We start from the raw sequence: 6,335 nt of genomic DNA, 5'->3' as shown, positions 1-6,335 counted from the left end.
AGCAAGTTAGCAAGTTAGCAAGTTAGCAAGTTAGCAAGTTAGCAAGTTAGCAAGTTAGCAAGTTAGCAAGTTAGCAACACTAGACTGCCTACCACTTGTGTCAAGTAACTCGCTACTCTTTGGTTTTTTAATCTGACTTCTAACGACTGATATCTAATATCTCCATTTTTGTTCGGCGTTAAAACGCCTCCTACGTCTCAAACTCGCAAACTTTCCCCTTTACTCTTTCTAACTCAATACCTTTACTCTTTCCCCTAGCAACTCGCTAACTTTTGGAACTTCAATCTGACGGCTGACGGCTGACGGCTGACGGCTGACGGCTGACGGCTGACGGCTGACGGCTAATAGTTAAATATTAAAACCAAAAAAGCCAAGCGTTTCGCAACGGTTGGCTTTTTCAGATTTAGTTTTAAGTCTAGCCGCTTAGGCTAGTGCTCTGTAATTAGCTCAGGTTCATTTCCTGAATGATTTCGTGGGCAATTTCCGGTGTTGTACTGACCGGCTTTTCGTGTAGTTTGGCTTTCATTTGCCCTTTACGATGTTTAAGTGATGCATCTAGTTTTTTTGCAGCACCTGCGATAGCTGGGTACATCACATCATCTTCAGCTTTTACAGATAAACGTGCGCCTTCATAGGTTGTACTAATCTCAGCCTGATACTTATTGTGTTCTTTTGAAAGAATAATATCGAGTGATATTAATGATGGAAAATGGCTAGCAATTTTCGAGAACTTCTCGTTGATATGAGCTCTAACAGCCTCAGTAACGTCAACATGATGACCAGAAATATTAATCTTCATAGGGTATCCTTTTTTCTTGTTACCTCACAGTTAGTATTGGGGGCGAATTGAATTAACACAAGCGAAATTTGCAGATAATTAGTAATTGATTGTAACCACAGATGATTTAGATCATGCGTTGCGGATAAAATATGCAAAAGCCCGCATCACACGGGCTTTTCAGAGAGGTTAACAACTGCTCATTAACTGTACGAACAACAGTAGTCAGCAAACTCGCTGACCTTTACTAGAAAGGTAACATTTGCATCAACGGTAAATGACTCTCCAGCTTGCATTGTTTGCCATTCACTCTCACCGGGTAAAAGCACTTGCCAACTGCCACCGTTAAGCTCCATCAACTCTTTTTTGCTCGTAGCAAACTCAAACTCACCTGGTTGCATAAAGCCTAACGTCTTCGTGCTGCCATCAGCAAATACCACAGTACGGCTAGACACTTTACCGTCAAAATACACATTGGCTTTTTTCAGCACACTTACATTATCAAACTGAGACATCCTCACTCCTGTTGTTTTGTTTTAAATCTAATCCACCCTGCCCGAATTTCAAGTGCGCAGCAACTGAAGATTATTCAATTAAAACCATTATTTAAGCTGGCTTTTTATTATCTTTAATAAACTGAGCAAGTAAGAAAACAAAGAAAGTTCCAGGTAGACCAACAATAAACAACAATGGGGTTAATACTCTTGGAGATGTTCCATTAATGTAAAACTTACCATATAAGAAATTACAAATTAGCCAACCAGCGAGAATAAGGTACGATAACAAGCTCGTATTTTCAGCCTTCAATTCGCAGCTTCCGAAAGCAACGTCGACTAATAAAAGATCAAACGATATACACTGACTTGTATTTAGTGCGTAAAAAGTAAGTGCTGTCATAGATATTAAAGTGATTGCTGTAATGATGTATTTCATGGTCATTTCCTTATTAAATTAAAAGTAAAAAGAAGCAAGCAACTGCCTCTGTCATTTCAATTTAAATGACTCTGAAAATTACACCATAATTTAGCCATTACTTAATCATCACTTACTTATAACCAAAGTTATAACTATAATCACACCAATAACAATACCTATAAATCAAAAAGTTAGCTAAAAACTTCAGCTATAAATTGATACCCTCTTTTCATCTGGGACTTTATATATTTAGGGTTTTTTGTATCAGTATCTGAAAAGGCATTTCGCAACTTACTAATTACTCGGCGAATAGCAGTGTCGGTGACTATTTGATTTTGCCAAACATTGCTGTGTAGCTCTTCTAAGCTGACGACTCTAGGTTGTTGTTCTATTAGATAGCTAAGTACTTGCATCATTTTTGGTTCTAAATAAGTTACTTGCTCATCTTTTGAAATGCTTTTTTCTTCGTAATTAAATGTATATTCACCGATCATCAAAGTGCTTTGGTCAGAAAGAGAAAAGCTTTTTTCCTCCACTTCTTGAGTATCTTCTTGCTCACTTTTTCTCAGCACTTTTTTATAATTTCTACTAATTAACTTAAAGCTGTAAGTCACTAAAAGAACAATTGGGCTAAGTGGTAGAGAGAGAATAAAAAGTAAAGATAGTAAGTAAGCATTAACCTTGCTTTTTACTAATAACTGCCCAAAGAAAACAACCGCAAGCACCCATAAAATAAATGGCAAATCGATACTAATACTTTCAAGATCGTCTCCACAAACACCCACTCGAAAAAACGGCATATCAAAACATAAAGCAAAGCTATTAAAACTAGCTAACAGTAAAGCCAGCATATACAACCATTTCATTTTCATTCCTTAAATATTACTTTGACTGGACGATAATATAGCAAAAAGCCCCTATTAACTAATCTCTTACAACACATTAGGAAAGCTTAACAACTTGCATGATGTGATAATTGAAGAGAGTTCTTTAGCACATCACGAGGAGTGAGGTTTATAGTGAATGTGTTGGGTTTCACTCCGTTCTACCCAACCTACCAGTCAAACACAAAAAAACCCGCGCTGTGGTTTTACAGGGCGGGCTTTTAAATTTTAGCGACTAAAGCTTAGAACAAGGCGTTTGCTTTGTTTACGATGTTTTCAACAGTGAAACCAAAGTGCTTGAATAACTCGCCTGCAGGTGCTGACTCACCGAAGGTCGTCATGCCAACTACTGCGCCGTTTAGACCTACATATTTGTACCAGTAGTCTGCGATACCCGCTTCGATTGCTACGCGGCGTGTAACGCTTGCTGGTAGTACGCTTTCTTTATAGGCAGCGTCTTGCTCATCAAATAAATCAGTTGAAGGCATAGATACCACGCGTACTTTTTTACCTTGTGAACGAAGTTCTGCAGCGGCATCTTGTGCAAGCTGTACTTCAGAACCTGTTGCAATAAGGATAAGCTCTGGCTCACCGTCACAGCTAAGTACGTAACCACCTTTTTTCACATCTGCTAACTGCTGTGCGGTACGCGTTTGTTGCTCTAGGCCTTGGCGAGTGAAAATCAGTGACGTTGGGCCATCTTTACGCTCAATAGCTTGTTGCCATGCAATCGCAGACTCAACTTGGTCACATGGACGCCAGTTCACTAGATTAGGCGTTAAACGCATGCTTGCAATTTGCTCTACTGGTTGGTGCGTTGGGCCATCTTCACCTAAACCAATTGAATCGTGCGTGTAAACGAAGATGCTTGGCTGCTTCATTAATGCGGCCATACGTACTGCGTTACGTGCGTATTCCATAAACATTAAGAATGTAGCACCGTAAGGAATAAAGCCTTTATGTAATGCAATACCATTCATGATCGCTGACATACCAAATTCACGTACACCGTAGAAAATGTAGTTACCGCTAGCATCGTTAGCTTCTAGGCCTTTTGAGCCATCCCAAAGTGTTAAGTTAGAACCTGCAAGGTCAGCAGAGCCACCCATGAATTCTGGTAGTAACGGGCCAAACGCGTTTAATGCATTTTGTGATGCTTTACGTGTTGCTGGGTTTGCTGGGTTTGCTTGTAGCTCTTCGATGTAAGCTTGTGACTTTTCAGCCCAATCAGCTGGTAACTCTCCATTTGTACGGCGTTTAAACTCAGCAGCAAGTTCTGGGTGTGCACTTGCGTAAGCGGCAAACTTTTCGTCCCAGCTTGCTTCTAGTTGCTTACCTTTTTCTTTGCCATCCCACTCGCTGTAGATATCAGCTGGGATTTCAAATGCATCGCCAGTCCAACCTAGGAATTCACGAGATGCTTTAATTTCGTCTTCACCTAGTGGTGCACCGTGACAGTCATGGCTACCTGACTTGTTAGGTGAACCGTAGCCAATCACTGTTTTACAACAGATTAATGATGGCTTATCAGTGATGCTACGCGCTTCTTCGATAGCGGCGCGAATTGCATCAGGGTTATGACCATCAACATCGCTAACTACGTGCCAGCCATATGCTTTGAAGCGCGCTGGTGTGTCATCGCTGAACCAACCTTCTACTTCACCATCAATTGAGATGCCGTTGTCATCCCAAAATGCAACTAGTTTACCTAGGCCTAATGTACCGGCTAATGAACAGGCTTCGTGTGAAATACCTTCCATTAAACAGCCATCACCCATGAATGCATACGTGAAGTGATCAACAATATCGTGGCCTTCACGGTTAAACTGTGCAGCTAGCGCTTTTTCGGCAATTGCCATGCCCACTGCATTTGTGATCCCTTGACCTAATGGACCCGTAGTAGTCTCAATACCTGGTGCATATCCATACTCTGGGTGACCTGGTGTTTTTGAGTGCATTTGACGGAAGTTTTTAATTTCCTCTAGTGGTAAGTCATAGCCACTTAAGTGCAGTAGAGAATAGATCAGCATTGAACCGTGGCCATTCGAAAGAATAAATCGATCTCGGTCTGCCCACTCTGGATTCGTTGGATTGTGCTTTAGATAATCGCGCCATAGTACTTCTGCGATATCTGCCATGCCCATAGGGGCGCCAGGGTGACCAGATTTGGCCTGTTGTACTGCGTCCATTGATAAGACGCGAATAGCATTTGCAAGTTCTTTGCGTGATGGCATGAATTCTCCTACCTTTATGTATTTGCGCTGGTTGTTTATGAAGCCCCATTCTTACTTATTGTAAGGGTACAGTGCAATTAAAAATCCGCATTAAATGCACCAATTATGGGCGTTTGTTAAGAACAATACGTTATTAGTAATTTTAAATAGACGTCTAGGCGTAAAATTACTATGCAAACATATTTGTTTTAGATAAAATACGCCCCTTAATTTTTTAGCGCTATTACCGACGTTTGTGAAGCGCAATATTTGTGAGCAGAAATACAATGGCAAAACATTTATTTACTTCTGAATCTGTTTCTGAAGGTCATCCGGATAAAATCGCGGACCAAATCTCTGACGCGGTTCTAGATGCTATCCTTGAGCAAGATTCTCATGCCCGTGTTGCATGTGAGACTTATGTTAAGACTGGTATGGTGATGGTTGGTGGTGAAATCACAACTAGCGCTTGGGTTGATATCGAAGAAATCACACGTAAAACAGTACGTGAAATCGGTTACACGCACTCAGACATGGGTTTCGATGCTGACTCTTGTGCAATCCTAAACACTATCGGTAAACAATCTCCAGACATCAACCAAGGTGTTGACCGTGCTCGCCCTGAAGAGCAAGGCGCTGGTGACCAAGGTCTAATGTTCGGTTACGCATGTAATGAAACTGACGTTTTAATGCCTGCACCAATCACTTACTCACACCGTCTAGTTCAGCGTCAAGCTGAAGTTCGTAAAAGCGGTGAGCTTAACTGGTTACGCCCAGATGCAAAATCTCAAGTAACGTTTGCATACGAAAATGGCAAGCCTGTTGGTATTGATGCCGTTGTTCTTTCAACTCAACACTGTGATTCAATCTCACAAAACGACTTAGTTGAAGCGGTAATGGAAACTATCATTAAGCCGGTTCTTCCTGCCGAGCTAATCTCTAGCGCAACTAAGTTCTTCATCAACCCAACTGGCCGTTTCGTTATCGGTGGCCCAATGGGTGACTGTGGTCTTACAGGTCGTAAAATCATCGTTGATACATACGGTGGTATGGCTCGTCACGGTGGTGGTGCTTTCTCTGGTAAAGATCCATCAAAAGTTGACCGTTCAGCTGCATATGCTGCTCGTTACGTTGCTAAAAACGTGGTTGCTGCTGGCCTTGCTGACAAATGTGAGCTACAAGTTTCTTACGCTATCGGTGTTGCAGAGCCAACGTCTATCAGCATCGAGACATTTGGTACAGGTAAATTAGAAGAAGCGCGTCTAATCGAATTAGTACGTGAGCACTTCGACCTACGCCCTTACGGCTTAATCCAAATGCTTGATCTTGAGCGTCCTATCTATCAACCGACTGCGGCATACGGTCACTTCGGTCGTGATGAGTTCCCTTGGGAGCGTACAGACAAAGCAGACGCACTTCGCGCAGCTGCAGGCCTGTAATAGGTTTGATAAAATGAAAAAAGCGCCTTTTGGCTAATGCTGATCAGTTAAGAAGTTGATCAGTTGACCGATCAGAATGATCATGCACAATCCGTAGTTAGGCAAC

6 protein-coding genes are annotated in these 6,335 nt (G+C 41.7%); 1 reads left to right on the top strand and 5 read right to left on the bottom strand.

What is annotated here, in order from left to right:
• Positions 1–442: 442 nt before the first annotated feature.
• The 5 genes from raiA to tkt form a co-directional block, all read right to left on the bottom strand.
• Positions 443–799 carry a ribosome-associated translation inhibitor RaiA gene (gene raiA, locus EXT43_RS02230; RefSeq protein ID WP_054551132.1) on the bottom strand — a complete coding sequence of 119 codons (357 nt, stop codon included), beginning with the start codon at positions 797–799 and terminating at the stop codon, positions 443–445.
• Positions 800–981: 182 nt separating this feature from the next.
• Entirely contained in the window at positions 982–1,293 is a 312-nt protein-coding gene (locus EXT43_RS02225) for a pyrimidine/purine nucleoside phosphorylase (RefSeq protein WP_054551131.1), read from the bottom strand.
• Positions 1,294–1,384: 91 nt separating this feature from the next.
• On the bottom strand, positions 1,385–1,711 hold the full coding sequence (locus tag EXT43_RS02220; protein ID WP_062564831.1) for a hypothetical protein: 327 nt from the start codon (positions 1,709–1,711) through the stop codon (positions 1,385–1,387).
• Positions 1,712–1,884: 173 nt separating this feature from the next.
• Positions 1,885–2,559, bottom strand: coding sequence for a winged helix-turn-helix domain-containing protein (locus EXT43_RS02215; protein WP_240701461.1), 675 nt, complete (start codon positions 2,557–2,559; stop codon positions 1,885–1,887).
• 260 nt (positions 2,560–2,819) lie between these two features.
• On the bottom strand, positions 2,820–4,811 hold the full coding sequence (gene tkt / locus EXT43_RS02210) for a transketolase (RefSeq protein ID WP_054560913.1): 1,992 nt from the start codon (positions 4,809–4,811) through the stop codon (positions 2,820–2,822).
• 266 nt (positions 4,812–5,077) lie between these two features.
• On the opposite strand from tkt, the gene metK reads away from it, so the two are divergent.
• Positions 5,078–6,229 (top strand): methionine adenosyltransferase, encoded by a 1,152-nt coding sequence (gene metK, locus EXT43_RS02205; protein WP_054551125.1) that lies wholly within the window; start codon positions 5,078–5,080, stop codon positions 6,227–6,229.
• The last annotated feature ends 106 nt before the right edge of the window (positions 6,230–6,335 follow it).

The sequence above is a fragment of the Pseudoalteromonas sp. CO109Y genome, from assembly GCF_004208935.1.
In the GTDB taxonomy this organism is placed as follows: domain Bacteria; phylum Pseudomonadota; class Gammaproteobacteria; order Enterobacterales; family Alteromonadaceae; genus Pseudoalteromonas; species Pseudoalteromonas shioyasakiensis.
This window is presented reverse-complemented; position numbering and strand designations above follow the sequence as displayed.

Excerpts from the sequence above, each read along its gene's own strand:
- raiA (WP_054551132.1), bottom strand. The coding sequence starts at position 799 with ATGAAGATTAATATTTCTGGTCATCATGTTGACGTTACTGAGGCTGTT.
- EXT43_RS02225 (WP_054551131.1), bottom strand. The coding sequence starts at position 1,293 with ATGTCTCAGTTTGATAATGTAAGTGTGCTGAAAAAAGCCAATGTGTAT.
- EXT43_RS02220 (WP_062564831.1), bottom strand. The coding sequence starts at position 1,711 with ATGAAATACATCATTACAGCAATCACTTTAATATCTATGACAGCACTT.
- EXT43_RS02215 (WP_240701461.1), bottom strand. The coding sequence starts at position 2,559 with ATGAAATGGTTGTATATGCTGGCTTTACTGTTAGCTAGTTTTAATAGC.
- tkt (WP_054560913.1), bottom strand. The coding sequence starts at position 4,811 with ATGCCATCACGCAAAGAACTTGCAAATGCTATTCGCGTCTTATCAATG.
- metK (WP_054551125.1), top strand. The coding sequence starts at position 5,078 with ATGGCAAAACATTTATTTACTTCTGAATCTGTTTCTGAAGGTCATCCG.